Here is a 26,440-nt window from a genome sequence, read left to right as displayed (position 1 = left end):
GGTTCATCTCCCTCAATGTTAAAATGATTTACGTGAAATGGTAAGCGGTTTCATAATATCGAAATCGATTAAAGGCCGTAAATAATTCTGAAATGCTGGAGTAGCCATTTGAGCTTGATCATCCCAATAAGAAGAAGGAAGCGTCCTTTCTTTTCCGGCAATATCGTTCAGTAGCACCGCTTCGACCGCGCAACAGTACGGGTCATCCTGCAGCCGCTTTAAGCTCATCATTACACCGGACGAACCGCCAAGCGCTGCTTCAACGGCCCTTTCTCCTAAAAGCTTTGCTTCCTGAAGATCCGTTTGGGAGGCCAGACCAAAAGCGCTTCTATATAAGGAGCCGGGATTGGTCAGCCTTGTTTTGTAGCCGAGCTTATCCACAATCTCACTCGACAGCGTATGGCTGATGCCGCCGTTATAGCCTTTTCTTTTTTTGTTAGCCGAAGACGCAGAGCGGATGCCGCCCACTTGGAAATGGTCTGGCACAATGACCATGAGCTTTTTGAACTTCTGGTAATGGCTTTCAATCTCCTGCAGGAATTGGTCAAGTGTCCGCGTTTTTTCCGGCAGGTAAATCAGCTGTGGAAATTGATCCAGCCTTTCTTTGCCAAAAGCACTCGCAGCCGCCAGCCAGCCTGAATTTCCTCCCATCACTTCAATCAATTCAACTTGATCATACGTGCCTAAAGAGTCCATATCTGCCCCAATCCATTGAATGGACTGAATTAAAAACTTGGCGGCACTGCCGTAGCCGGGCGTGTGATCTGTGCCAAACAAATCGTTATCAATCGTTTTTGGAATATGCACAAACACCATGTCTTTCCGGATGGATTGTGCGTAATGGTGAAGCGCTTGAACGGTTCTGGATGAGCCGTTTCCGCCTATGTAGCAGAAAATACGAATATCCCGTTCATCCATTTTGCGGATGATCCGCTCCATATCCCCTTCGATTAATTCATATCTTGATCCACCGAGTAGAGCTCCTGGCTGCCCGGCCGCTTTCTCGAGCGTACCCAGCTCACCGTCAAGCAGCACCATCCGTTCGTGCAGCAGACCTTCCACTCCATTCAAGGAGCCGTACACATGATGGATCGCTGGATTTGCCACAGCAGCCGAAACGGCTCCATACAATGATTGATTAATCACCGCTGTCGGCCCGCCTGATTGTGCGATCAGCATGTTCGTCACGTTCTCACCTCCTTTCAGCAATCATCACATTCACTCTTCGCTGCAATTGTTCAAGAATAGAAGACTCAACCTTGTCATCCGTAATAATGGTATGATGAGATTCCAAGTCTAGAGCCTGAAATGAGGCAATAGAGTTTATTTTTGAAGAATCAGCTAGCCAGTAGACCTCCCGAGCAGAGTGGGCAAGCATTCTCTTTACCTCGACTTCTAATAAATCATGGCACGTAAAGCCTTTTTCCAGCGACACGCCTGATACACCGATAAATACCTTATCCGCATATAAAGTACTCAAGCTGTCCTTTAAAACAGAGCTGACAATCGTTGTTGTCCTTGAACGAAAAATGCCGCCCATCAATACTTTTGTAATGTTTTCTTTTTCTTCAAGCGCCTCGGCAATATTTACTGCCGTTAAAAAAGCGGTGATTCTTTTTTGCGAATCGAGACTTTGGGCGAGATGAAAGGTGGTCGATCCTGCATCAATGATAACGCTTTCATTTTGTTTGATAAGAGATGATGCTTTCTGAGCAATTTGCTGCTTTTCAGATCTGTTTTTTTCGTATTGCTGCTGAAAACGATCGTTCAAATCCTTTGTTGAATAATCCGGCAGGTCTGCTTTCCATTCAGCCCCTCCCCTGATTCGAATCACATTCTTAGACTGCTTTTCCAGAAACTCGACATCGCGCCGGGCCGTTACATTAGAGATGCCCAGCTCTTTTGCCAGCTGTGAAATACTGACGGTTTTTTTGTCCCTGATCATTTCAAGCATCAGGTTGTGTCTTTGCTTTGTGATCATAGCCGCTCACCTACGATTAAATTATCAGAATATTGATTCATTTTTTACTTTTTTTTATTATAGTTGATCGTTTCTCCTTTGTACATGTATTTTTCTGATCAAAATTTTATTGTTTTCGAAAAAAGGAGCATATTATGTAAAAAAGAGTGAATCACCAGAATTCATCACTCTTATTTTATAGAGGAGATCTTAGAATGGTTTGAACGATCTCTTTTTCTCTTCAGCGGACATTTCCCAGGCTATTTTTTAATTCAATAAAAATTCAACTTTTTAAACATAAGCTCCTGCATACAAAAAACACCTGGAACCAACATGTTCCAGGTGCTTTATTTCTTATAGGTTTTCCCATTCAATCCTCAGTAGACTTATCCTTTATTCACCCTTCTGCACGGTACACCTATTTTGTCATATGGGCAAATATCATTTCTGCCCATAGCAAGTACCCGTCATCATTTGGATACATGCCTTGCGTTAAAATCGTCGACAGCTTTTTGTTCTCTGCAGCCAGACGGGCTTCCATTTCGTTGTGGATATTCACGTAAGCCCACCTTTTCTCTTTCGTAAGCCTAGTAAGTTCTCTCGTATAATCGTTATAGGTATAGCCTACATGATTTTCTGTTCTTTCTTCTGAAACGATTGATATCGGGTTGGATGACGTGAGAAGGATTTTGGCTTCAGGTGCGTTTTTTTGTATAGAACGAACGATTGCGTCGATATTCTCTTTTGTTTCGTCCATCGATACATGCTGGTCGTAATTATGAAAAAGGGCGGTTTCAACTATAACCAGATCTGGATTGTCGCCAATGACGCTTTTGACTTTTGCTTCTTTCACCAACCGGGCTGTGGAGTATTCGGGAAATCCATGCGTATGTATGTGTATTTTCTGAAAATCTTTCCCTAAAGAGTGCAGTTGTGCTTCGAGACGATTTCCCCAGGTGTATGGCGGACCACTCGCTCCGATACCAGCGGTTCCGCTGCTGCCAAGCAGTGAGATTGCCACCTGATCCTGTGTCAGGGACTTATACTGAAGATAATCGACAAGAGGCTGATCTGGATTCAATTTCGGATCTAAAGAATCAAGCAGTTCTTTTTGCTCCGCTTTCTGTTTGTAAGCCGCATAAGCTGTCTGACCCTGCACTTCGATTTTGTTGTCATAGTGCCACTTGCCTGCAAGCAAGACGGAAATAGTTGAAACGATAGCTAGGATCAACGGAAAGTGTTTAGACATCTTCTTCTCCTTTGCCAGTAATGGATGATAATACCATTATAAAACTTAACTTTCATTGAAGTAAGGTTATTCGTTCGACAAATTTCGTTTCTTTGCCTGTTAGCTTTACTTTAGTGCTGCCTCAATCGCCGCAATTTCTTCCGCACTAAAACGGGAATAAGCAATTTGAAGAGCCATTTGCTGCTGCTCCGCCGTCAACCCGTTGGCAGAAACCTTGTTATAAAGCGCGATTTCCTGTTGAGAGAAGCGGCTAAAGACAAACTGCATCGCTTCTTCTCGGGACGCAAAATGCAGACCGCCGGTTTCGGCATCTGTACCCGTTGAACCTGTTTCCGCTTTTGGTGCTCGCGTTTCTTCCGAAGCTGTCCCTGCTTTTTCTGCTTCCTTCAGCAGCTCATTGGCTTCAGCCGGGATCTCTGTCACTTGAGGAGCCGTCTCCTCCACTGGTTTGGCAGCTGCCGCTTCAGACGTTTCATCAGATGTTGTTTCGTTGCTTTTAGCTTCCTTTTCTTCTACATGCTCTTTAACAGAGTCAATTTGTTCAGCGACTGGCTTGTTTTCCTGGGCAGCCTGCTCTGTCTGCTCCTGCTTTTCTTTGCCTGGCGACCAAATAGCCGCCAAAGCTATAAGGAGTACAACAACCCCTATTACACTGATCCACTTTTTCATCTTCATCATCCCTCCATATCAATCCATTTATATAGCCGAAGCCCATAAGCGGGCAGCTTGATCAACTCTTTTAGTGTAAAACGAATGTTTTCCTTGTCACGATACCATGCTTGATCATTCCTCAGTGACGATACATAAGTCAGCTCAATCCCGCTGTTCTTGAAAACTTGGTCAAAAATGAGCTTTACCCTCCTCATATGATAATCAGATGAAACGACAATGGCTGAATCAAATCCTTGCTCAACCATAAGTTCTTTTGTATAAAGCGCATTGGTGTATGTACTAGTTGCTTCTTTTTCTAACAAAAGATCCTGCTTTGGTACGCCAAGCGTTACGGCTTCCTCTGGCGTTGTTTCTGGTTCAGCCGCATTAGACAGCATTACCTTGTTGCTATAGCCTTTATGATACAAATCTGCTGCTTTTCCCAATCGTCCCACATCACCACTAAGTGTGATAATGACCTCCGCTTCCGTTGGCTGTTCATCAACGACAAGAAACATTCGTGCCAGCGGAAGAAGGAGCAGAAAACCCATTACTATGTAAAAAGTATACTGTATGATCTTTCGCATGAGCTGCTGCCTTTCCTTCGTTTACTCATCGAGCTGTTCCGTTAAACGGCGATTACTTCCTGATCAATAGCTTTATCGGACCTTTATAAACAGGCGCGTTCCTTTTTTACTAAACCAAAAACAGAGCTTCTTTACGGAAGCTCTGTCTTACTTTTATTTTATTTTACCATTAATATCCTATTGAGAAAGTGTTCTTTTTACAAAAAAACACCAAAAATTTTTAACCATCCGAAAAAGGAAATCCAAAGCGGAATGCTGAGCCCGATACCCCATCCCAAGCCTTTCAAAGTGGAGCCTTCTTCTTGCTGACGATTCATTTTTATCACCTCTCTAGATATCCTTGCAATAGTATAGCCAGAAAGAGCAAAAATTAAATGAAAGTTAGATTTTTTCGTACAATTCGAGCGGAAGGCCATCCGGGTCATGGAAAAACGTAAAACGCTGACCCGTTCCTTCGTCTACGCGAATCGGCTCTACCATTACCCCCTGCTTCTCCAGCTCACGAATCGTTTCATCAATATCCCCCACCTCAAACGCCAAATGACGCAGCCCTTGTGCTTCTGGGTAGCTTGGCCGCTTAGGAGCGCCTGGAAAAGAAAATAACTCAATCTGGTCAGCCATTCCCACACGTAAATCTAATTTAAAGGAGTCTCGCTCCTCTCTGTATGTTTCTGCAATAATATCCAAACCCAATATTTCAGTATAAAACTTTTTTGATCGTTTATAGTTTGAACAAATAATTGCTGCATGATGAATTTTATTAATATTCATAGAATCATCCTTTACTTATAAAGAGAAATACCATTTGTTATTATAGCTTTTTGAGATTGCTATTTACAGAAACAAAAGCAACCATACATCTGGACAGGGATCCAAGAGTACTTACTAGTACATTATTAATATCAGTCTATCGGTTTGGCATAAAACAATTGAACTAAACCTAAAAAATAGCGCCAATTGTATTTAAGTAAGAATTGTTTACTAGCTCTGCTTAAATAGAATGAAATAATTTAATATTAATGCCACTTGACCGTTTACCGACCTTTAAAAAATAGTGACTCAGTATTATGAAATAAAGAATAAATAAAACTGAAGCAGCTGATACATTAAAAGAAACAATTTAGAATAGATAAATGATTAAGTAAAATAAAAAAAGCCATCCACTTTTTTATGGATGAACTTTTTTCTTCAACGAGTGCAGAATTTTTCATTTAATCAGCCAGCTAGCTTCTTGGCCTCTTCACACTTCAGCGGATTACGGGATGAATGCCAGCATTTAAAGACCACTCAACATACTTGTTATAATGATGCTTTTTCTTTTCTTCAAGTTCTTTTCGGATTTTTTTATTCAGACAGCCTAATTCTAAATACTCATACTTTAAGTACTCATGTCTGTGCCAGGCAATAATGAGAATTAACATAATTTTCGGCAGCTTTACATACTGTTTCATTCGTTTCCCTCCATTCTAAACTGTACAGAGGCTCGGATTTGGCAACTGGCTGGCATAAAGTCTCTTCTTGTTAGCCCCTATAGTTTTGCGTCACCACTTTTCAATGGCTTTGCCCTTTCGTACAATTTGTTGCTTTTATCATACGACAAATACCGACAAAATATAACATTATTCTACCTTTTGTTCTCTTTCATAATTATATTGGTCTTCTTATTTTAACACATTTTGAAAACGCTTACAATAGTGTTTTTCAAAATACAAAAGGGCGGTTCTAGTTATTCCAAACAGCCCTATTTTATTAACTTCACTTTAGTTTCATGACCCATCTATACTTTGAGTAGGATTGATATCGGCAGCTCTATGTACAATACTGAATCGTCAAGCTGGCTCCTTTTCTCTTTTGTAGAAGCAAAAATAATTACATTATAATCCAGATAGTTGCAGTGCTCATAGTTATATGTATACACTTACCATGCTCTGATTCTCCATTCTTTCTACCCTTCCAAGTCCACAAATTTATACAGCCTCAATACATACCCCGGCAGTTTTACAAACTCCTTTGCCGTCAAACCAATATTCCTTTTATCCAAGTACCAGGCACCATTACTGCGCAATGATGATACATAAGTCAGCTTAATGCCACTTTCCTTGTATACTTGATCAAATACAAGCTTGACCCGCCGCATATGATAGTCAGAAGAAACCACAATGGCAGAATCAAGTCCCTTCTCTATCATTATCTCTTTTGTATATAACGCATTTGTATATGTACTGGTCGCTTCTTCCTCCAACACAAGATCTTGTTCTGCTACACCAAACGCTACAGCTTCTTCCGCTGTCGTTCCCGCTTCTTTTGCATTTGAAAGGAGGATCTTATCTGCATAGTCTTTATCATACAAGGCTGCTGCTTTCTTTAATCGTCCCGCGTCTCCACTTAACACAATAATGGTATCCACCTTTTCCGGCTCTTCATCTACAACCAGATAAAATCGAGCGAGCGGCAACAGAAATATAGCACTAATTATCGCAAGCAAGCACCATTTTATAATGCTCTTCATGACCGCTCCCTTCCTTTAACAAAACACCGTACTAAAGTTCATATCCAAATAAAATAAAATCCAGCCGTTCTTTCAAACGGCTGGATTTTATTAAAAAATCATTCTGAAACTTTAACACGCTCTAGCATTTCCTGAATCACTGAAATAACACGTTCCTGCTGTTCTTCTGTCATGTTAGAACCGGACGGAAGACATACACCTTTTTCAAACAATTCATCCGATACACTATGCTCTTGCGTATGCGAATAATATTTTACGCCTTCAAACAGCGGCTGCAAGTGAAGCGGCTTCCAGACGGGACGTGCTTCAATGTTGTATTCCGCCAGGCGGTCAATTAATTGCATCGGTGTAAAGCCTGCTTTCTCCGGATCAATCGTCAATGTCGTCAGCCAACGGTTATGTTTCGTACCATTCATTTCTGGCATAAAATCAAAGCCCACTGCTTCACCAAATGCTTCTACGTAACGGTTAAACACCGAACGGCGGGCACCTACACGATCATCCAGCACTTCAAGCTGCGCACGTCCCACGCCGGCTAGAAGATTGCTCATCCGGTAATTATAGCCCGCTTCGCTATGCTGATAATAAGGGGCTGGATCACGAGCCTGGGTAGCCAAAAAGCGTGCTTTCCGAAGTGCTTTCACATCATTGGACACAAGCATGCCGCCGCCTGAGGTCGTGATAATTTTATTCCCGTTAAATGAAAAGACTCCAAATTTGCCGAACGATCCGCTTTTTTTGCCTTTGTATTCTGCTCCAAGTGATTCTGCAGCGTCTTCCACAACCGGAACACCATAACGGTCACAAATCGCCATAATTTCATCCATTTTCGCACTCTGACCATACAAATTTACCACAATCACGGCCTTTGGAAGCACCTCTGCCTCGCTAAATGCACGCTCCAGTGCATCTGGAGACATATTCCATGTATCTGGTTCTGAATCAATAAATACTGGCTCAGCGCCCTGGTATAAAATTGGGTTCGCACTTGCAATAAAGGTAAGGCTTGAGCAAAACACGGCATCCCCTGCCTCTACACCCAATAGACGCAACGCTAAATGAATGGCTGCTGTCCCTGAACTGACCGCGGCCGCATCTTCCACACCTGTGTACGCCGCCAGCTCTCGTTCAAAATTATCAACATTCGGCCCAAGCGGTGCAATCCAGTTTTGGTCAAATGCTTCATTTATGTACAGCTGCTCCCGCCCGCTCATATGAGGCGATGATAAGTATATTCTTGATGAATCTGCCATCTTTATCACACTCCTAAAAAATAAAGCTTCTGCAGGGCAGAAACTTCAAAAAGTAACCCTCTTAATAAAGAAGGTTACTATACCTTATTAAGGAAAAAACTAAAGTCTGTATATTAACCGATAAAATTAATTTATTAATCCTTTAGATTTAACTACAGCAGGTACACCAATGGCGGTCTGTTCAGATGGTATATCATGAATGACCACTGCTCCGGCACCAACCACTGTCCAATCGCCAATCGTTTTTCCTGGTATTACTTTCGCTCCGGCACCAACATGAGCACCCGTCCCAATAGTTACGTTGCCGGTCATAATACTTCCTGGCGAAACATGTGCATAGTCTCCAATAACATTATCATGCTCCACAATGGCACCAGAGTTGATGATAGCATGGGAGCCAATTACCGTATCTGCGTTGATAACAGCTCCTGGCATGACAACTGATCCGGGACCAATATGTGCAGACGGACTAATAAACGAAAAAGGATGAATAAGCGTTCCAAATGTAACACCGTAATCAAGCAGCTCTTTTGCAATCTTTTCACGAACCCGGTTGGTTCCAATTGCAATGGTAAACACAATTTCAGCGTCTATCGCCAGTTTCTCTGCGTGTAAAACCGGCCCAAACAGTATACCATCTTGACAAGAAATACTTGTATACTGATCATCTAATATAGCAATCAATTCATAATCATCTAATGAACGGATTACATCCTGTACTACTTTGCTGTGGCCTCCGTGCCCAATCACAACGATTTTTTGCACTCCCTCACCGCCTCTTCGCTTTGTCATGATTCTCCGGCTCTTTCAACCGCCATTTTATAACACTTCAATTCATAAGGCTATTTTGCGTCAAACTTATCTTTTTTCGCTCCTGTAAACTTTGTCATGGTCACATGCCCCTGCTGGCTGACACCCTCCGACTTAAACACTTTCATCACTGTCATCATTAAAATCTTCAAATCCAGCCAAAACGACCGGTTCTCCACATACCAGACATCCAGGCGAAACTTTTCTTCCCAAGAAATTGCATTGCGCCCATTCACCTGCGCCCAGCCGGTAATGCCTGGGCGTACTTCATGACGACGCGACTGTTCCGGCGTATAAAGCCCCAAATACTCCATTAATAACGGGCGCGGGCCAACCAAGCTGATATCCCCTTTCAGCACATTAAACAACTGCGGCAACTCATCCAAACTTAGCTTCCGTAGCAGCTTACCAAATGAAGTTAACCGAATATGATCTGGAAGCAAATCGCCAAACTCATCTCGTTCATCCGTCATCGTCCGAAACTTATACACAAAAAAAGGTTTGCCATGCAAGCCAGGACGTTGCTGTTTGAAAACAATTGGCGAACCAAGTTTAATACGTATTAAGAGGGCTGTAATTAAAATGATTGGTGATAATAGAACAATGCCTACAAATGAACATACAAAGTCAAATAGTCGTTTCATTACTATATCCTTTATTTCTAGTCTTTAAAAATATTTTAAGATTCAAATGTAAGCACCTTCTTCAAATTCAGCTTGCCAAAGTTGATATACTCAATATTATTGTTTTCGATAAGAACACAGTTTTTCGTATCAAAAACAAGAGGCTCTTTCATAAGTTGAACTAGTTTCTCTTCTTCTAGCTTTTTGAATTCATTATGGTCCGTTAAAACAAGAATACACTCTGCACCTTGAATAGCTTCTTCAAATGAAGAAAGGTGGAAGTTTACTTGTTCTTGCTGCACGTGTGGATCGTGAATACCTAATTTATACCCTTCAGATTGCAGCAGGCTCAATACATCCATTGCCGGACTTTCCCGCACATCATCAATATTCCCTTTATAGGTTAAGCCAAATACTGCTACTTTTGAGTCACTCTGAGGAAGCAGACGTTTCACCTGCTCTACCACAAATGCCGGCATAGAATTATTGATCTGCCGTGCATTTGAGATAAGCACGGATTGTTCTGGTGCTTTTTCAATAATAAAGTATGGATCAACAGCCAGACAATGTCCGCCTACACCTGGTCCTGGAAGATGAAGATTCACACGTGGATGATGGTTTGCCAGCTGAATAACTTCTAATGCATCAATGTTAAGCTTCTCTGAAATCTTAACCAATTCATTTGCCAATGCAATATTTACATCACGATACGTATTTTCCATAAGCTTGGACATTTCCGCACTAACTGCACTCGTTAATAAAATATCTCCTGTAACGAAACTGCGGTATACATCTGCTGCTTTTTGTGCGGATACTTTGTTAATGCCGCCTACAATACGTGTGTTTTCTACTAATTCAATTAAGATACGACCTGGCAATACGCGTTCCGGGCAATGAGCCAAGTAAATATCTTCTCCGGGTTTCCATCCTGCTTCAGCTAGTAAAGGTGCCACTACATCATCAATTGTCCGAGGCGGAATCGTTGACTCAACAATAACTGTGTTTCCTTTTTTCAAAAATGGCACAATCGCTTTTGTTGCAGATTCCACGTATGTTAAATCAGCCGTATGGTCAGCACGGTGAGGTGTCGGTACTGCAATGATAAAGCAGTCTGCTTCAACAGGTGTCAGCTTTGCTTTTAAACGGCCAGCATCTACACTTTCTTTTACTAATTCACCAAGACCGACTTCTTCAATATGAATCTCACCACGATTTAACTTTTCAACGGCTGTCGTATTTACATCAACTCCTGTAACGTCCCACCCAGCTTCAGCAAACATGGCGGCAGTTGGCAAACCAATGTAGCCCAACCCTACTACACACAATTCATTGTTCATTTTATTTCTTCAACCCCTTAATCTCTTCAATGTATTTCGTTGCTAAGCTTTCACGACTAAAATTATTTTGAACAAAGGCTAAACCATTCTCTCCAAGCTGTTTTTGAAGCTTTTCATTCTCATAAAGATTCATAATCTTCTCTTTAAAATCGAGAGGGTTTTCCGGATCAACATAGTACCCGCTGCCGCTTTCTTCGACAAGCTCTCTTGCCACGCCATCGATTCCTAAAAGAATTGGCTTCGCACATGACATATAATCAAATACTTTATTTGGGTAAACTGTTTTAAAAGTCTCAACCTTTTTTAAGACAGCTGTACAAATATCAGATGCGTTACAGAAATCCGGAATTTTTTGTTTCGGCTGTGAATCTACAAACAGCACATTGGTTAATCCTTCACGCTTAACTCGTTCTATCAGATGTTTCTTCTGCATTCCGTCACCAATCAGCATAAACACAATATCTTGATGTTCCCTGCACTCTCTGGCAGTATCAATAATAGAATCTAAATGATTGGCAACACCATGGGCACCCATATAAGTAATAACAAATTTCCCGTGCAAATTATATTCGTCACGTACCCAATTCTCTTTTAGACCTGGCTGAAAAATATCAAGGTCCGCCCCATTTGGAATAAATAAAATCTTATCAGAATTAATTCCTTTTTTATCCACAAGCGTCTGTTTAAAAGCAGGTGTTAAAACATTGATCCGATCTGCAAACTTATAAGATAATTTCTCAACGAGATATGCCATTTTAATCAAAAATGGATTGGTCAATACACCTGTATCAATCGCAGATTCGGGCCATAAGTCTCGTACTTCAAATACCATAGGCATTCTTTTTAACCATTTCGCTAAAATGCCAGTAATTCCAACAAAAAGTGGAGGTGAAGTTACAATCATGACATCATGCTTTTTCACATGAAATAAAATAGCCGAAAGCGACGAGAGTGTAAAAGAAAAATATCCCCACAAGCGGCCTAAAAATGATTTATTATATGCTTCTGATACGTAGGTTCGGTACAATGTCGTTTTTTCTGAATATTGTTCTTTAGAGATCCATTTCCCTTTATACTTTTCGTCTTTCTTACCCGTTATATAGTGAACATTTCCGGCTACAACGGTAATTTCATGTCCTCGTTCTTCCCAGTACTTAACGAATTGGTTAAAGCGTGATCCGCCTGGATCATCCTTACCCAAAAAATATTGATGGAGCACTAATATTTTCAAAAATAAACACCCTTTTATGTCAATTTAAAAATGGTTTGATCACCAATTTTATTTAACTTGATAGTACAGTCAGCTAGAAAAACCTCATCTTGCTTTGGTGAAACAGCTCTTTTTAAACGAGAAGGCCCCACTACTGTTACAAAGCGAGTTACCTTACACACTTCTACTTTTAAAACAGCTTGAGGAAACGGATCCTTGTGTCCATAGTAAAGTGAACGCCATCCACGCAACGGCTTAATATTCCCTTTGTATAATTGAGATTCAACCTTCTGATTCGTAAACATGTTTAATGACCATTCCTCATCATTTTGCAGTTTCATCAGCCACTCATTTGGTTGAGACTGCTCAACATTTTGAATACCAAATAACCAGCTAAGTGAGATTTCTGTATTGTTTAATGATCCAAAGATATCATCTACAATTATCCATTGTTCACCAGCCTGGATAACGCCACGTCTATGTGTAATTGGGCTATATCCGTAATGCTCCCCTTCAAAAATTTGCATATTATTGATCTTCTCGGCCCTAAGCGTTTTTGACTTCGTCCAGTTTAACCAAATAAATCTTGAAGCTTTCTTCATCTGATCCTGATTATTCACCATTACTGTATTATGCGAAGCAGTACCGTTAAAGTACAGAATATGATTCATATCTGTATTGTAAGAAAACGTTCCAGCATCCGCCAAAATATTTTCTTCTTGATGCCATAGATCAAAATGCAGCATATCCGCTTGTGCAGGACGATGCTTATAGGTTGCACTTCGAATCATTCCAAAAGAGTCATCCGTGCGAAGTGCATAATAGCCTCCTAAAGGATAAGCTTGAGAACTCTGATTCACTTGTGCAAGAGAGTCCTCAAAATCTCTTGAAAGCCAATATACAATTTCGTTAACAGATGGATCGTCGTATAAAAATGTTCCATGGAGTGTGTACCAGGCAGCTTGCAGTGCTGGTCGATGATCTAAGTATTCACAGGATGTTAACGGATGGATATAAGCACCGTCATTCATTCCGTAATTGGGCAGGCGGCCTGATTGAAGATTCTGGTGCTGATACATAAACAAGACCGTCTGGCCAAATCGCTTTAAAAATCCATCATCAAATGGGTCATTATTAATCTGAGATAAACGGACAACCCAGGTTAAATCCTGAATCGCAAGCCGCTGATAGTTAAAGGAATGCTGAATATAAGAACCATCCTCGTATATCTGCCACATCGCTTCAGATCGAATATATTTCTTCCCTGTCTTCCGCCATTTTTCCGCTTTATCAAAGAAAGGAAAAAGAATTCCCGCTGTATACATACCTGCTGCTTCAGATAAGGAATGATTATTTTTCACTGATTTTAGTGCAAAGTCAAAATGTTTTTCAACGTGATCCGCATGATGATAAACAGCTTTCATCAACATTTCCAAACGCTGTTCGGTTGTTGATGGATGTGTTCGAAAAGCAAATAAGCCAAATGTCCATGCCATTAAGCGAAGTGACATTTCCTGCCCGCACTTATAATTGGCACCAAGTTCAGGCGGATTGTGCTCTATGAAATCCTCAAAATACTTCCAAAACACTTCTGCATATTGGTCATCGTTTGTTGCTGTATACGCTCGTACAAGTGGATAAACGAATGAAAAACGAGATAATTCCCAAATCCATTTAATATCGCCAAACTCGCTGCCTAAATCCGCGATGTCAGTCCAATGCACGTCCTGGGGAGCTGACTTTTGAGTATGAGGGCTATATTGCCAGTTTACATGTTTATAGGAAAAAGCATGCTTGCTGAAATATTGAAAAGTTCCATTGCAAATCCCATCTGCTTCTTTAATAGCTTTTTCTATTTGAAACACATCTTTTAACTTTGCATAATCAATTGGTAGCTCACCAAAAAAGTAGCGGTGGCTCGCTTCTTCGGTTAGCTGCTTAAATGATTTTTTGCTTTTAATCGCTTTATGGATATTCATTTCTTCATAAGAAAAAGCCGGAAACTGTTTTTTTAACAGTCCCAGCTTCTTCTCAATTTCATATTTCACCCGAAATGCAGTCCAGCTAAGTCCCATGTTTTGAACCATTTCTAATTTATCTTTCATAGGCATTCACCCTCTTAATTGATCGACGGCATCAAACGTCGCTTCCGTAACTTCATAGATTTCATTCAGCGGAATCGGTGCCTTCCCAGAATAAACACCACTGAAGAAAGCTTCAATACCCTTAGCGTGGCCTTTGTCCTGCGACTTCGTTTTAAACTTATTGAAATTTGACCATCCGTATCCTGTAAGTGTTTTAAAGTTATCGAGCTCCAAAATTTTGCCACCTACAAAAACATCGAGGCGTTCTTTAGGAAACGATTTATGCCCATTTGCAAAATAATGAACTGTTCCAATTGATCCATCTTCAAAAGATAATTGTATTGTTACTTTATCTTCTAATCCCTCTTCAGAGGGATCAGATAAACTAATTGCTTGAACCGTCTTAATTGGACTGTCAGTCAAATAACGAAGTAAATCAATAAAGTGACAAGCTTCGCCAATAACACGACCGCCGCCAACCTCTATGTCCTGAGTCCAATGATCAGCCGGAATCATGCCTGCGTTCACAGTCATAACCATCGCTTTTGGTTTTGAAGTTGTCTCTAGCAGCTTTTTAATCTGCTGTGTATGGGGTGAAAAACGACGATTAAAACCAACCATTATTAACTGTTCATGATCAATAGCTTTAATCTCCTCCAATTCATCACGGGTTAAACAAAGCGGCTTTTCTACAAAAACATGTTTTTTTGCTTCAAGAGACTTCTTTACATAGTAAGCATGTGAATTATGTCTTGTCGTGATAATAACAGAGTTAATCTGTTCATCAGAAAAAACATCATCTGCATTTGTTGAAGCTTTAATAAAATTAAATCGTTTTCCAACATGAACGCCGTTTGTGCCACCGCTGCTGACAATTGTTTTATTAAAAATATTCAATCCACTCATCGCTGGTAAAAGTGTCTGATTTGTATAATTTCCTGCGCCAATAACTCCGACAACCGGCTGCTCTCTAGTAGGTCGAATATCATTCAATTGCAGTGTCACTGTTGAAGAATCTGCGCTTGAAAAATCCTTTTCTGGATAATTTAACACAATCCCAATTGCTGTTTTGTCTTCAGTCAATGTATTGTAAGCCATAATTGCTTCTTCAAATTCGAATTGATGTGTAATAAGTGGTTCTACATTCAGCTTTCTTTCACTCATCATATCTAGAATAGCTTCAAAATTACGTTGTTCCGTCCAGCGCACAAAGCTTATTGGATAATCCTGGCCCTTTTCCTCGTAATTCACATCATAGCGACCAGGACCATAAGAGCAGGATACTTGAAATGAAAGTTCTTTCTCATAGAACTCTGAACGATTTAGCTCAAGACCTGTTACACCAACCAAAATAATCCGGCCACGCTTGCGCGACATTTGCGCCGCCTGTGAAACCGGATCACTGCTTTTTGTGGAAGCCGTGATAATCACTGCATCCGCACCGCGTCCATTTGTTTTGCTCATCACATAATCAACAATATTTAATCCATTGCCAGCATTTACGGCATCTACACCGAATGACTTTGCCAATTCCACTTTCTTTTGATCAAAATCAGACGCAATCACTTTACATCCATGTGCACGAAGTAACTGGACCGTTAGCAAGCCAATTAATCCAAGGCCTGTTACAACAACAGTTTCACCTAGTGTCGGTTCAGTCAGACGAATACCTTGAAGACCGATTGAACCAATCACAGTAAAGGCAGCAGCTTCCGAAGAAACTCCTTCAGGGATCTTCGTACATAAATTTTCAGGAACAGTTACTATTTCTGCATGTGAACCATTCGACACCACTCGGTCTCCTACTTTAAACTGAGTCACGCCTTTACCAACCGCAATTACTCGGCCAGCATTACTATAGCCCAATGGAATTGGTTGGTCCAACTTCGTTTTTACTGCATTAATTGTCGGCTGCAACCCATCTGTTTTCACTTTGTCGATCACTTGCTTTACTTTCTCCGGCTGCTGACGTGCTTTTTGGATGTAATTCGATTTTCCAAAGTCAACAAGCATGCGTTCAGTTCCAGCAGATACCACCGATGTTTCCGATTGAATTAATAAAAACCCCGGCTTTACAGCAGGGGTTGGAATATTAACCAATTCTGTTTCACCGTTTTTTAGGTTTTGGAGTACTTGTTTCACTTTAACACCTTCTTCATTAAAATTTTTAAAGGTTTATTTTTTAAAAAATACTGGATTACTAAATATGAAGTTAATGAAATAGCTAAAAGAAAAATGTGGATTAAATTACTTTCCACAAATGTGACAGCATAAAATAATATCAATACCATTGGTATTGATGAAATAAGAGAGAATGACAAAGCTTTACTGTAGATTGTTCTCAAGTTCTTATTCAAGAAGATAAAGATTGAGAAGAAATATGCAACTGAAAGTGATAGTGAGTAAAGAGCTAAAGACTGCATTTTCAAAGATACTAAGTTTAAAATCATAGTTAAAGAAATTATCATTAGAGCACTTAAGTAAATCCTTCTCCATTCTTTTAGCACATATAAGATTCTTAACTGCGCAGAATAAACGGCTAACATAGGTAAAAGGAAAGCAAAAAACTTTAACTGATATGATGTTAGGAACAGACTTTGTTCATCAAAATTCCCTCTTTCGAACAAAAAGCTTATTATAAAATGAGGATAGTAAAATAACACAATAGAGCAAGGCAGCATTATTAAAAGCACACCACTTACTAGGTTTTCATACATATTATTAATTTTATTTTTTTCTCGTAGTTTCGTTATTTCTGGAAACATAACCGAAAGAACCGCGAATAAGAATATAGAAATAGGCAGATTCATTATTTTATATGCATAATTTATTGCTGAAATTAAGCCTTCATATTCAAAGTAATTTGCAAATATTTTTTGTATCGAGATTAGTATTTCAATCAACCCGTAACCAAGTACTATAGAAAAAAAAGAGTGGTAAAAGTTACGATTTAGATTACCCTTCTCGAGTTGAAATATAGTAAAAAGATCATGATGAATTATTTTATATATTAAGTATATTGTCTGTGCTATTAAACCCACAAGAATAGCTAAAACCAAAATTATGTAACTTATATACCAATATGATAATAAAATTAAAATTATGCTTAAAATAATTTGAATTATAGAAGATGTTGAACCTATATCAAATCTTTTAAAACAGTGCATATAATAAACTAATAACACTTGGACTAAAAAAAGCAGACTAATTAAATAGCTAAAAACCATGCTCCAAATGTCTATCCCTCTCTCTGAAGGCTGAGTGATAATAGACAAGAATAAAATAAAAACTAGAATTATGCCTAAAAATCTCACTTCGTTTTGCTGAATTATAATCTTCTTTTTATTTAAAGAATAATATGAGACTAGAATCATCCCTAAGGCAGGTCCAATAGTATTTAATGATATATTTGGGGCAACCATTGTTAGGTTATACTTGTCTGCAAGATAGCTCGTCCCATAAAAATATGAAATCTCTATTTCTTTTGCAAAATTTAATACTTTTATTACAGCAGTAGAAACGAGAAGCGAAGCAATCAATGAAAATAAGCTTTTTGAATTTGCCATATTTAATCTCTTTCTTTAATTAATTTAGCTGGAATGCCACCTACTATTGTAAATTCCTTTACATTTTTAGTAACTACAGAGCCAGCTGCTATAACGGCGCCTTCTCCTATAATCACTCCCGGTAAGATGATAACATTAGCACCAATCCAAACATCATTTTTGATGATAACTTCTTTGTGTGTATGACCCGAGTAAAAAATTTCACCTTTATTCTGAGGAATATTATGATTAGAACTCAAAATTTTTGTTCCGTATCCTATTAGAACACGATCTCCAATAGTCACTTTGCCCCCCGTAGTAATAAGAACATCCTTTGCAAAATCTACATAATCGCCTACACTCAAATTTTTGGGAGGCATTATCCATACTCCTGGATAAAAAACTGGTTTTTTTCCAACATTATTCCCCATTAAAACTAGGAAAAATCTTTTAAATTCGTTTAAAAATTTAAAACGCGGTAGTTTAAAAAGGGATTCCATAAAAAACTCTATACAAACAATAAAAAAGTACTTTATTTCTATGCAACTCCTTAAAGTGATTTAAATGACCTTTCATTTTTTTCTAAATTTTTATTTTCATTAATATTTAGCATTACAAATATAGAATTTAAATAAAACCATGCGAAAATAGCTGGGTTGGTATTACTTATTGGTACATTTACATTAAAATCTACAATCCATTGAATAAGCAATATTAACCCAAAATAAAGCAAATTAATTTCTCTTTTTTGAAAATTGCTCCATATAAAAACCAAAAGATAAAACAGAGTTGTTAAGAGAGCAAGTAATAATAACACTCCTCCTAAACTCAAAAACTCCAGATACTGGTTATGGGCCGTGATGCCGTCAATGTCCTGATAGAAATCACCGAATAAAAAGTCAACCATGTAAAAGTCTTCAAAAACTGATTTCCAAATATCTGTTCTGCCACTTAGAGATTGAACACCACTTGTGTTATCAAATCTTCCTACTATTAATTCTAATCCAAAATTATAAATCAGTAAGCAAAGGAATAGTATTGAAAACAAAATAATATTAACTTTTTGAAGAACTTTAAATTTCACAAAAAATGCAATTAACAACATTAATAAAAACGATATAATCGCTCCACGTACTTGCCAGCTCAATAAGTTTAAAAAATACAATCCTATATATGGATAGATAAACCACTTATATCTTTTCATAATATAGGGAAGACTCATGTATAAAACGGTAGTTAAAATAAATGGGTAATAAACATGAGTTTGATAGATGTCAAACAACCCGAGTGAAGGTCTCAATGCGCGCCCAAAACTTGCCAACCCCACCTCCGTAAAAGAATAGAGATAATTTATGATGATTATCCAAAAATACATCAAACCTAGCTGCCCAAAAAATTTCTCAATATCTAGTTTTTTGTATTCAAATAGATACCATGAAATAAACAAACCTGCAAAACCTGTTATCATTTGGACAAATCTAACATAAGCGTTAATATCGGAATAAATAATTACTCCTGTCGAAGCAATAAAAAAACCAACTGTCCCAATACATAAGACCACTTTTTTAATTTCAGATGACAGTATAAATATTTTTTTTTCTTTAATAAATAACATCAGGACGTACAAGAATAGGAAACTTCCTATAAAAAAATAAATCGGAAAAACTAATCCTGAATCTCCAAGATGGAGACCATCTTCAGTTGCAATACTTTGATATAACCCTTGCGGTGTTATAAATAAAGGCAAAAAAAACAAAACTTCCCAGTAAACATTTTTGTGGAGTCTTTTCGATAGTTGCATAACTTATATTCCGCCTATTAATTAAATTATCAAATACTTACAAAATTTTGATAAAAGCTAATAAAAAACAAATCCAAAAATAAATTTTATAAATATTATGTTCTTCTTTTTAGAAAGGTCATATTACTTTCTCTTATATTACTACTTTCCCCATTACTTTTTCCAAATTTTCTTTAGTATTTGCAATTTTAATTAAGTGCTCTCTCAGTTTATGACTATCCTTGTCTTGTAAACAACCAATAAATTCCCAAAGAATATTTCCTTCTACCACGCCTGCTTTCCCAATATGAATCTTTGGAAACACCTGCTCAGGATGAACCTCATTTTCATTAAGAAGCTCTTCATACATCTTTTCACCCGGCCGTAGCCCTGTGAATTGAATGCCAATTTCCTCTTCCGTGTAGCCGGAAAGCTTAATAAGGTTGCGAGCAAGATCCACGATTTTAACTGGTTCACCCATATCAAGCACAAAAATTTCACCACCGCGCGCCAGGGCACTGGACTGGATGACGAGCCGAGATGCTTCCGGTATTGTCATAAAATAGCGGGTCATGTCTTCATGTGTCACCGTCAAAGGGCCCCCTGCTGCAAGTTGCTTCTTAAATAACGGAATAACCGATCCGCGCGAGCCCAGAACATTACCGAACCGGACAGCCGTAAAAGTAGTGTATGGGTACTCACGATCAAGCTGCTGGATAACCATTTCGGCAACGCGTTTGGTTGCGCCCATGACATTTGTTGGGTTGACCGCTTTGTCGGTTGAGACAAGTACGAACCGTTTCACGCCTGCTGCAGCCGAAGCTTCGGCCGTGTTTTTCGTGCCAAAGATATTGTTTTTAACGGCCTCCTTCGCATTGTATTCCATAAGCGGTACATGTTTATGGGCAGCGGCATGGTAGACAACGTCCGGGCAGTGTTCGTTCAGCACGTCAAACATACGTACCCGGTCCTGCACATCGGCAATAACAGGTACAATTTCAATTGTATCTTTATGGCGGTTGCGCATTTCCATATCAATCTGGTAAATACTATTTTCACCATGTCCGACCAGAACGATTTTTTTCGGTTTGAAGATGCTGATTTGCCGGCAGATTTCCGAGCCGATCGAGCCGCCTGCGCCTGTAACAAGCACAGTTTTACCTGTAACCGTTTCTGCGATCGATTCAATATCGAGTTCAATTGGTTCGCGACCAAGTAAGTCTTCTACCGCCACGTCACGCAGCTGGCTGACAGACAGTTTACCGGTCATGACGTCTTCAATCAGCGGCATGATTTGCACTTTCGCGTTCGTTTTGATGCATTGTTCGTATATGTGCTTGATTTGCTGACGCTTCAATGAAGGGATGGCAATAATGATATTGTCGACCCCATGCTCTTCCACTAAGTATGGAATATTCCGCGTTGTGCCCATTACCGTCACGCCATGAATTTGCAGGCGGATCTTATGTAAATCATCATCGACAAACATAACGGGATTGAATTCGGAGTCGTTCGATAACAGCTGGCGCACAACGGTAGAGCCGCCTGCTCCGGCACCGACGATCATCGTCCGCTTGCGACTGTTTTGTGCTCTTTTTATGTAGCGATCGCGGTATAATCTCCATGAGAATCGTGATCCGCCAATTAAAATAACGTGCAGCATCCATGTGACCATCAGAACACGGAAGTAAATATCATGGAAGGCCACCATTTGAACAATCGCTGTGGCGGCGATCGAAAACGAAACCGCTTTGACGATGGCAATCAGCTCCCGCACACTCGCATATTCCCATGCTTTATGGTAAAGCCGGTAAATGGCCGCAAACAAGTGATGACTCACAAGCAATGTCAGCGAGCTGATGAGAAGTGTACTTGGACTATAAATGTTCATGTATGGATGTAAAATAAAATAGCCGATATAAATTGAAAATAAAACGATGGCTGAATCAAGTCCAACTAAAAAGGACATTCTCCGCGGATAAGCCAACAAGTCTTCCCCTCTTTCTTTAAATGAATGGTCTGAAACATAAAACAGCTAATGAAAAAGCATTTTCAGAATGCGCTTTCATTAGCTGTTTTTTCTCTATTTTTTAAAATGAAAAGTGGGCATTTAACCCGCCCTCACACCACGCGCTTGACGACAGGCGTCTAAGCATTCCGTTGCTCGGAACACCACCACGCGGCCGAGTGCCTCCCTTGATAAAGGTATGGGAGACATGACCTTAGAGATTCACAGGATCAAAACACAAGTTCCTGTTACTCGTGAGTATTAAAAAATGCCGAGAAATTTTCTCCGCCTTGCAACGTGCTGCGGCGGCTCCTTCTCTATATATCTGCCGGAAAAAATCGCTTCTGCATTTTCTTGAAAATACGCAGCATAATCCGGATGGATTTCGTTGTAGGCCTGTGCCAGGCCAAAGCTTCTTGATGTTGTGTTGTGGGCGTCTGTTGCGATAAAATGTGTCAGGTTTGACTCAATAAGCTGTGAGGAGAGGGTTTTTGCTTTTTTGCCGAACAGGCCGTTTACAGAAGCGGCCGTTACTTGTGATAGTGCTCCATTTTTAATAAGTTTGTACAAGCGGTCCGGGTTTTCAGCAATGGCGGCATTGCGCTCTGGATGCACAATAATCGGTGTAATGCCGTTTAACTGCATGTCAAAAAGCAGCTGTTCCGCAAATCCTGGGATAGAGCTTGACGGAAATTCGACCAGCATATGTGTTGAGTGGTTCACTGTTAGTAGTTTGTTTTGATGGTAGTCTTCGAGCAGTTCACCGTACAGACGAACTTCCTGCCCGGCCGCAATCTTGACGTCGATGCCCGCACTCGCAAGCTGCTTGTTTAAAAAGTCGACGTCCTGTTCGATTGCCCCTTTTTCGTTGTTGTATGATCCGTTCTGGTGATGAGGAGTCGCCACGATTGTCGTGATGCCTTCTTTTTGAGCGGCTTCAGCCATTTCTAAACTTTGTACGAGGTCACGGGCTCCATCGTCTACGCCCGGCAGTATATGGCAATGAATGTCAATCATGGGCTTATACCCCTTTCACCAATTTGATAAACGTAGTATAGCACAAAAATTTGGAATTGCATGATATTTTTTTCCGTTTTTACACTTTTTTAGAAAAATTACTCATTTCCGTAATAATAGTAATACGAAGATTCGGTTATTTTTTGGTTATTCAGCACAGCGCCAAGCAATTTTGCCTGCGCTGCATCCAGCAGTTCTTTCGCTTTTTGGGCTGCTTCAATTTCGGTTTTGCCACTGTTAATGACCAGGACAGTGCCATCACACTGATTCGCAAGCACCTGGGCATCGGTTACAGCCAAAACGGGCGGCGTATCAAAAAACACATAGTCATAGTCATTCTCCGCCTGGGCAATAAATTCCTTCATTGAAAGTGAACCAAGCAGTTCAGCTGGATTGGGCGGAATCGGCCCGGACGGCAGAGCCGATAAATTTTCAATCGGTGTTCGTACAGCAGCTTGTCCAAGTGAAGCTTGTTTAGTCAGCACGTTTGTCAGGCCGATGCTGTTTTGAAGACCAAATGTGTAATGCATCGTCGGCTTACGGAGATCTGCGTCTACGAGCAGAACCCGTTTTCCCTGATTGGCGAATACGACCGCGAGATTAGAAACGGTCGTCGATTTTCCTTCTCCCGGGCTTGTCGAAGTGACAAGAATCGAGCGGAGCTTGTCATCGACCGATGAAAACAGGATATTCGTCCGGATCGTCCGGTACTGCTCCGAGATTGGCGATTTTGGATCTGTATTGGTAATCAGCTTCCGTTTTGCAGAACCGGGAGCCATTTTTTCTTTGTTGCGCTTAAGAGCCAATCGTTTCACTCCTTACGGCTTTCGGAGCCGATGTTTTTTTCGTTGGACGACCATTATTGGCAGAAATAGTCGTTACACCGCCCAGTACAGGAAGACCAAGTGTTTTCTCAATATCTTGCTCTGATTTAATCGTGTTATCGAGGTATTCAAGTAGAAAAGCAAGACCGATACCAACCATTAGCCCAACGACCATCGCAATCGCGATGTTGAGAAGCGGCTGCGGCTTTACTGGCGATGGGTTTTCTCCCACTTCCGCTGCTGCCAGAATGCTGACATTGTCCACATTCATGATCTTAACGATATCTTCTTGGAACACACGCGCGGTTTCATTGGCAATGTCCGCTGCAAGACCCGGATTCTCATCCTGCACGGTAACATTGACTACCTGTGAATCTTGTTCACTCGCAACCGTAATTTTAGAGGACAGCTGTTCCGTAGTAAGATTTAAGTCGAGATTTTGAGCGACTTTTTCAAGAATGGCCGGCGACTTCATAATGACATTGTATGTACTAATCAATTGAAGATTCGTCTGCACTTCACTAGGGTTATACAATTGCTGTTCAGTTTTTGCTTGGTTGACAAGCACCTGCGTAGATGACTGATAGATAGGAGTAAGGACAAAGTAGCTGATGATGCCGCTGATCAGTGCTGCTGCGATCGTGATCAAAATGATCAATTTCAGCCTCTTTTTCAATGTTTGGGCTAGCTCTTTCAGGCTGATGGTTTCTTCCATGCTTTTCCTCCTGTTATAAAATAATGTCTTTGCCATTATAGCACAGCCAATTGTTTAATTTAATGTCATTTTCGTAAATTTTCCACCAGCAATTCCAAATTCAAGATAAAAATATCCATAGATAGTCTGGTTGAAAAAAGAAGCGGCAAACCCTTTTTGGGCCATGGCAGCCGCTTCTCATTACAAAATCACCAGTAGTTCTTTACATGAAATGCTTCAAGCCTTTTACACGTGATCCTTCCTCCTCTTATAAACACTTCTTCTATGTCGCACTCCTGCCGAAAGGGAATATGAAAATCATATTCATGCCATAAGGAAAGGTTATTCCGCTGGAACGTAATGATGCGTTTTTCAAACGATGTATCGATGACAAAGTGCCTTTCCCAGCCGTTCCAGTAATAACAAACGCCGGTTTCCTGAAAGATTGCTTTTGGCACGGATCCGCGCAGGCGGGCGCCTCTTGCTTCACGAAGTTTTGCATACCGAACGTACCGCGATGCATCCAGTATCCAGATCGGCTCTACGCCAGCAAGCTTGAACTGGTCCTGCTGCTCGTACCAATCGTTGAGCGTCAGGTTTTCACGTACGTAGAGAACCGTTTGCTTTCGTTCCTCTTCCCGCGTTGTATACAGTACATTTCTTTTCACATCGAGCTTCATATCAGCTTCGGGCAGCTGGCGGTGAAACCATTTGTACAGCACATACAAGCTCATCGGCTGTGACCAAACTCATTGTACAGTTTCATTTGAGCAGTCTGCTGCCATTTTCGTACGGCTGCAGGTGTTACGCCGTACTTTCTGGCGATGTCAGGATTCGACAAACCTCTTAAAACCGATTCGTTAAACCAGTCCTTCGCCCGTCCTTCAAGTAAGTCTCCACAAGAGTGAACAAGGGCCGCGGTCTCGGGCGTTGGCTCCGGGTCCACTCCTTCAAACAAAGCCGGTTCACCGGTCAGGACCGTTCCGTCACTGAACGCGGCATCTTTCGTCAGCGTATTTTTCAGGCGTCCCTGAATCGTTGAATACGCAAAAGGCGCAAAGTCGCCTTTGGTTTCATCAAACCGTGTGTATGCTTCCCATAGGGCAATCATCCCTACCTGATGAAAATCCTCTTTGTTCTTGTAAATGTGCAGCTTGTTCATGATGCGGTGGATCATCGGGTCGTATTGCTGCGCGATTTGTTCAAATTGCATGTGTAACATCCAATCCGGCTAGCGCGCCAGCCCCGTTTACTCCTCAAGGGCATGACCATCGTATCGGGTCAATATCTGTGTGTAAATACCTATAAATAAACCAATTTGGTTCTAATTTTTACAAAAAAGAGCCAAAAGACCCTTTTACTCGATTTCGGCCCGGTATCTTTGTTACAATGCTCGCTGTCGACCTGCTTGAAAGCGCATTTTCTGTCGAAATGATCATTTTCGAAAGAACTATGTAATTTTTTTATAAAGAGATTATGAAGATTTAAGAAGTGCTTTGAACAAGGAATATTTTCTCAGCATAACACCAGGCGATGACGGATTCTTTCTATTAATAATGTTGCTTCTTCTCTCCACCACTTACTTTTAATTCCAGTTTGTAATAGGATGTGCTCTATTGTATGATAATGACATACATACTATAAAAGAACAGAAAGCGGTTAAGGAGATAACGAGATGGCGCAACGAGGAAGAAAAAAAGGTTCTGACGGGGAAGCAAGCCGTGCCCTTCTATTGCGAATCGCTGCGGATGAATTTGCCGAACACGGCTATCATGAAACAAAAATTAGTACGATCGTTCAAAAAGCGAATGTGACACAGCCTACCTTTTATTTATATTTTAAAAGCAAGGAAGCCATCTTTGAGGAGCTGGAGGACTTGTTTCGCAAAAAGCTTTCCTCCCTTACAATGGGCAGCTTTCTTGATAAAGACTTAGACAATGCGAGGCTGCCAGACCGAATCAAGGAAAGCCTGACGAGGGTTTTTCAATTTTTTATGGACCACCGCAGTCTCGTCCGGATCGGGTTTTACTTAGCCCCATCGGCAGCAGAGGTTAAAAGCCAAATGGCCGCAAAGATCGAGACCAATCTTCGGGAAAAAGGGGTAGCTGAGTACTTTCATCCCCATGTAGATATGGGCATCGTCGCGAGTGGGCTCATCGGCATGATCGAAAGGCTGACGACAACGAAACTTTGGACAGGAGAAAAAACAGCTTCTGAGCTGGCGAAGGATATTGTTGCCATTTTGCTGTTTGGATTAAAAAAAGAACCGAGTATCCAATAAAAAAAGGCCGTCTCTAAA

At 40.5% G+C, this 26,440-nt stretch carries 24 protein-coding genes, 1 pseudogene and 1 riboswitch; of the genes and pseudogenes, 1 reads left to right on the top strand and 24 read right to left on the bottom strand.

Annotated features, from left to right (window positions below; genetic code table 11):
- Window positions 1–18: 18 nt before the first annotated feature.
- From RG959_RS05480 to RG959_RS05365, 24 genes and pseudogenes are all read right to left on the bottom strand, one after another.
- A complete protein-coding gene (locus RG959_RS05480) occupies window positions 19–1,179 on the bottom strand; it encodes a diphosphate--fructose-6-phosphate 1-phosphotransferase (protein WP_342796429.1) in 1,161 nt (386 codons plus the stop codon).
- A 13-nt stretch (window positions 1,180–1,192) separates the two neighbouring features.
- Window positions 1,193–1,981 carry a DeoR/GlpR family DNA-binding transcription regulator gene (locus tag RG959_RS05475; RefSeq protein ID WP_342796266.1) on the bottom strand — a complete coding sequence of 263 codons (789 nt, stop codon included), beginning with the start codon at window positions 1,979–1,981 and terminating at the stop codon, window positions 1,193–1,195.
- Window positions 1,982–2,378: 397 nt separating this feature from the next.
- Complete coding sequence (locus tag RG959_RS05470) at window positions 2,379–3,209, bottom strand: SGNH/GDSL hydrolase family protein (protein ID WP_342796265.1); 831 nt, start codon at window positions 3,207–3,209, stop codon at window positions 2,379–2,381.
- Window positions 3,210–3,314: 105 nt separating this feature from the next.
- On the bottom strand, window positions 3,315–3,878 hold the full coding sequence (locus RG959_RS05465) for a hypothetical protein (protein WP_342796264.1): 564 nt from the start codon (window positions 3,876–3,878) through the stop codon (window positions 3,315–3,317).
- A gap of 5 nt (window positions 3,879–3,883) precedes the next feature.
- Window positions 3,884–4,447 carry a YdcF family protein gene (locus tag RG959_RS05460; protein ID WP_342796263.1) on the bottom strand — a complete coding sequence of 188 codons (564 nt, stop codon included), beginning with the start codon at window positions 4,445–4,447 and terminating at the stop codon, window positions 3,884–3,886.
- Window positions 4,448–4,828: 381 nt separating this feature from the next.
- On the bottom strand, window positions 4,829–5,218 hold the full coding sequence (gene gloA2, locus RG959_RS05455; RefSeq protein WP_342796262.1) for an SMU1112c/YaeR family gloxylase I-like metalloprotein: 390 nt from the start codon (window positions 5,216–5,218) through the stop codon (window positions 4,829–4,831).
- Window positions 5,219–5,694: 476 nt separating this feature from the next.
- The gene (locus tag RG959_RS05450) at window positions 5,695–5,898 is read right to left on the bottom strand and encodes a hypothetical protein (RefSeq protein ID WP_342796261.1); all 204 of its coding nucleotides are present in this window, start codon (window positions 5,896–5,898) and stop codon (window positions 5,695–5,697) included.
- A gap of 37 nt (window positions 5,899–5,935) precedes the next feature.
- A riboswitch (cyclic di-GMP riboswitch) is annotated at window positions 5,936–6,022 on the bottom strand.
- Window positions 6,023–6,392: 370 nt separating this feature from the next.
- Window positions 6,393–6,956, bottom strand: a complete 564-nt coding sequence (locus RG959_RS05445) for a YdcF family protein (protein ID WP_342796260.1) — start codon at window positions 6,954–6,956, stop codon at window positions 6,393–6,395.
- A 98-nt stretch (window positions 6,957–7,054) separates the two neighbouring features.
- The gene (locus tag RG959_RS05440; RefSeq protein ID WP_342796259.1) at window positions 7,055–8,209 is read right to left on the bottom strand and encodes a DegT/DnrJ/EryC1/StrS family aminotransferase; all 1,155 of its coding nucleotides are present in this window, start codon (window positions 8,207–8,209) and stop codon (window positions 7,055–7,057) included.
- A gap of 126 nt (window positions 8,210–8,335) precedes the next feature.
- Window positions 8,336–9,001, bottom strand: a complete 666-nt coding sequence (locus RG959_RS05435) for an acetyltransferase (protein WP_342796258.1) — start codon at window positions 8,999–9,001, stop codon at window positions 8,336–8,338.
- 50 nt (window positions 9,002–9,051) lie between these two features.
- Window positions 9,052–9,663: a sugar transferase gene (locus RG959_RS05430; RefSeq protein WP_342796257.1), complete on the bottom strand. Its 612-nt coding sequence runs from the start codon at window positions 9,661–9,663 to the stop codon at window positions 9,052–9,054.
- Window positions 9,664–9,698: 35 nt separating this feature from the next.
- Window positions 9,699–10,979: a nucleotide sugar dehydrogenase gene (locus RG959_RS05425; RefSeq protein WP_342796256.1), complete on the bottom strand. Its 1,281-nt coding sequence runs from the start codon at window positions 10,977–10,979 to the stop codon at window positions 9,699–9,701.
- A gap of 1 nt (window position 10,980) precedes the next feature.
- Entirely contained in the window at window positions 10,981–12,210 is a 1,230-nt protein-coding gene (locus tag RG959_RS05420; RefSeq protein WP_342796255.1) for a glycosyltransferase family 4 protein, read from the bottom strand.
- A 14-nt stretch (window positions 12,211–12,224) separates the two neighbouring features.
- Window positions 12,225–14,294, bottom strand: coding sequence for an alginate lyase family protein (locus RG959_RS05415; protein WP_342796254.1), 2,070 nt, complete (start codon window positions 14,292–14,294; stop codon window positions 12,225–12,227).
- A 6-nt stretch (window positions 14,295–14,300) separates the two neighbouring features.
- A complete protein-coding gene (locus RG959_RS05410; RefSeq protein WP_342796253.1) occupies window positions 14,301–16,415 on the bottom strand; it encodes a bi-domain-containing oxidoreductase in 2,115 nt (704 codons plus the stop codon).
- Window positions 16,412–17,839 carry a lipid II flippase MurJ gene (locus RG959_RS05405; RefSeq protein ID WP_342796252.1) on the bottom strand — a complete coding sequence of 476 codons (1,428 nt, stop codon included), beginning with the start codon at window positions 17,837–17,839 and terminating at the stop codon, window positions 16,412–16,414. The genes RG959_RS05410 and RG959_RS05405 overlap by 4 nt, the downstream gene beginning before the upstream one ends.
- Before the next feature lie 2 nt (window positions 17,840–17,841).
- Window positions 17,842–18,033, bottom strand: a pseudogene (locus tag RG959_RS25575) (DapH/DapD/GlmU-related protein); the annotation flags it as partial.
- A gap of 335 nt (window positions 18,034–18,368) precedes the next feature.
- Window positions 18,369–19,619: a hypothetical protein gene (locus tag RG959_RS05395; protein ID WP_342796250.1), complete on the bottom strand. Its 1,251-nt coding sequence runs from the start codon at window positions 19,617–19,619 to the stop codon at window positions 18,369–18,371.
- A gap of 133 nt (window positions 19,620–19,752) precedes the next feature.
- Window positions 19,753–21,585 (bottom strand): polysaccharide biosynthesis protein, encoded by a 1,833-nt coding sequence (locus RG959_RS05390; RefSeq protein ID WP_342796249.1) that lies wholly within the window; start codon window positions 21,583–21,585, stop codon window positions 19,753–19,755.
- 282 nt (window positions 21,586–21,867) lie between these two features.
- Window positions 21,868–22,623, bottom strand: coding sequence for a tyrosine-protein phosphatase (locus RG959_RS05385; RefSeq protein ID WP_342796248.1), 756 nt, complete (start codon window positions 22,621–22,623; stop codon window positions 21,868–21,870).
- A 98-nt stretch (window positions 22,624–22,721) separates the two neighbouring features.
- A complete protein-coding gene (locus RG959_RS05380; RefSeq protein ID WP_342796428.1) occupies window positions 22,722–23,402 on the bottom strand; it encodes a CpsD/CapB family tyrosine-protein kinase in 681 nt (226 codons plus the stop codon).
- A gap of 16 nt (window positions 23,403–23,418) precedes the next feature.
- A complete protein-coding gene (locus RG959_RS05375) occupies window positions 23,419–24,162 on the bottom strand; it encodes a YveK family protein (protein WP_342796247.1) in 744 nt (247 codons plus the stop codon).
- Between the two features lie 188 nt (window positions 24,163–24,350).
- Window positions 24,351–24,863 (bottom strand): hypothetical protein, encoded by a 513-nt coding sequence (locus RG959_RS05370; RefSeq protein WP_342796246.1) that lies wholly within the window; start codon window positions 24,861–24,863, stop codon window positions 24,351–24,353.
- Between the two features lie 8 nt (window positions 24,864–24,871).
- Window positions 24,872–25,354, bottom strand: a complete 483-nt coding sequence (locus tag RG959_RS05365; protein WP_342796245.1) for a sigma-70 family RNA polymerase sigma factor — start codon at window positions 25,352–25,354, stop codon at window positions 24,872–24,874.
- A gap of 462 nt (window positions 25,355–25,816) precedes the next feature.
- Here RG959_RS05365 and RG959_RS05360 point away from each other — a divergent pair, with 462 nt between their 5' ends.
- Window positions 25,817–26,422 (top strand): TetR/AcrR family transcriptional regulator, encoded by a 606-nt coding sequence (locus RG959_RS05360; RefSeq protein WP_342796244.1) that lies wholly within the window; start codon window positions 25,817–25,819, stop codon window positions 26,420–26,422.
- Window positions 26,423–26,440: the final 18 nt, after the last annotated feature.

It is taken from the genome of Domibacillus sp. 8LH (genome assembly GCF_038806185.1).
Taxonomy (GTDB): Bacteria; Bacillota; Bacilli; order Bacillales; family Domibacillaceae; genus Domibacillus; species Domibacillus indicus_A.
Note: the sequence above shows the minus strand (reverse complement) of the source record. Positions and strands in the feature narration are given on the sequence as shown.

Excerpts from the sequence above, each read along its gene's own strand:
- RG959_RS05480 (WP_342796429.1), bottom strand. The coding sequence starts at position 1,179 with ATGCTGATCGCACAATCAGGCGGGCCGACAGCGGTGATTAATCAATCA.
- RG959_RS05475 (WP_342796266.1), bottom strand. The coding sequence starts at position 1,981 with ATGATCACAAAGCAAAGACACAACCTGATGCTTGAAATGATCAGGGAC.
- RG959_RS05470 (WP_342796265.1), bottom strand. The coding sequence starts at position 3,209 with ATGTCTAAACACTTTCCGTTGATCCTAGCTATCGTTTCAACTATTTCC.
- RG959_RS05465 (WP_342796264.1), bottom strand. The coding sequence starts at position 3,878 with ATGAAAAAGTGGATCAGTGTAATAGGGGTTGTTGTACTCCTTATAGCT.
- RG959_RS05460 (WP_342796263.1), bottom strand. The coding sequence starts at position 4,447 with ATGCGAAAGATCATACAGTATACTTTTTACATAGTAATGGGTTTTCTG.
- gloA2 (WP_342796262.1), bottom strand. The coding sequence starts at position 5,218 with ATGAATATTAATAAAATTCATCATGCAGCAATTATTTGTTCAAACTAT.
- RG959_RS05450 (WP_342796261.1), bottom strand. The coding sequence starts at position 5,898 with ATGAAACAGTATGTAAAGCTGCCGAAAATTATGTTAATTCTCATTATT.
- RG959_RS05445 (WP_342796260.1), bottom strand. The coding sequence starts at position 6,956 with ATGAAGAGCATTATAAAATGGTGCTTGCTTGCGATAATTAGTGCTATA.
- RG959_RS05440 (WP_342796259.1), bottom strand. The coding sequence starts at position 8,209 with ATGGCAGATTCATCAAGAATATACTTATCATCGCCTCATATGAGCGGG.
- RG959_RS05435 (WP_342796258.1), bottom strand. The coding sequence starts at position 9,001 with ATGACAAAGCGAAGAGGCGGTGAGGGAGTGCAAAAAATCGTTGTGATT.
- RG959_RS05430 (WP_342796257.1), bottom strand. The coding sequence starts at position 9,663 with ATGAAACGACTATTTGACTTTGTATGTTCATTTGTAGGCATTGTTCTA.
- RG959_RS05425 (WP_342796256.1), bottom strand. The coding sequence starts at position 10,979 with ATGAACAATGAATTGTGTGTAGTAGGGTTGGGCTACATTGGTTTGCCA.
- RG959_RS05415 (WP_342796254.1), bottom strand. The coding sequence starts at position 14,294 with ATGAAAGATAAATTAGAAATGGTTCAAAACATGGGACTTAGCTGGACT.
- RG959_RS05405 (WP_342796252.1), bottom strand. The coding sequence starts at position 17,839 with ATGGCAAATTCAAAAAGCTTATTTTCATTGATTGCTTCGCTTCTCGTT.
- RG959_RS05395 (WP_342796250.1), bottom strand. The coding sequence starts at position 19,619 with ATGCAACTATCGAAAAGACTCCACAAAAATGTTTACTGGGAAGTTTTG.
- RG959_RS05385 (WP_342796248.1), bottom strand. The coding sequence starts at position 22,623 with ATGATTGACATTCATTGCCATATACTGCCGGGCGTAGACGATGGAGCC.
- RG959_RS05380 (WP_342796428.1), bottom strand. The coding sequence starts at position 23,402 with ATGGCTCCCGGTTCTGCAAAACGGAAGCTGATTACCAATACAGATCCA.
- RG959_RS05375 (WP_342796247.1), bottom strand. The coding sequence starts at position 24,162 with ATGGAAGAAACCATCAGCCTGAAAGAGCTAGCCCAAACATTGAAAAAG.
- RG959_RS05365 (WP_342796245.1), bottom strand. The coding sequence starts at position 25,354 with ATGCAATTTGAACAAATCGCGCAGCAATACGACCCGATGATCCACCGC.
- RG959_RS05360 (WP_342796244.1), top strand. The coding sequence starts at position 25,817 with ATGGCGCAACGAGGAAGAAAAAAAGGTTCTGACGGGGAAGCAAGCCGT.